Below are 262 nucleotides of genomic sequence, written 5' to 3'. Positions count from 1 at the left end.
ACCGTCGTATGATGCGATGGGGGGACGGATCGCGGAAGGTTGTCTGACTGTTGGAATAGTCAGTTTCTGCTTCATAGAAGGTGCTTAGGCAAATCCGGGCACGTAATTCAAGGGAGTGGGACGAGTGTACTTGTACACGTAGCAATCGGAAGTGGTTCCAAGAAAAGCCTCTAAGCTTCAGTCATACGAGACCGTACCGCAAACCGACACAGGTGGGCGAGATGAGTATTCTAAGGCGCTTGAGAGAACTCGGGAGAAGGAA

1 rRNA gene is annotated in these 262 nt (G+C 51.1%); it reads left to right on the top strand.

The window, feature by feature from the left end:
- Positions 1-262: ribosomal RNA gene (locus KW842_RS27250) — 23S ribosomal RNA — on the top strand; the annotation flags it as partial.

Origin of the sequence: Duganella sp. sic0402 (assembly GCF_019219065.1) — a bacterium.
GTDB lineage: Bacteria > Pseudomonadota > Gammaproteobacteria > Burkholderiales > Burkholderiaceae_D > Rugamonas.
The sequence above is the reverse complement of the archived record's forward strand: the minus strand, read 5'-3'. Positions and strand labels throughout refer to the sequence as shown.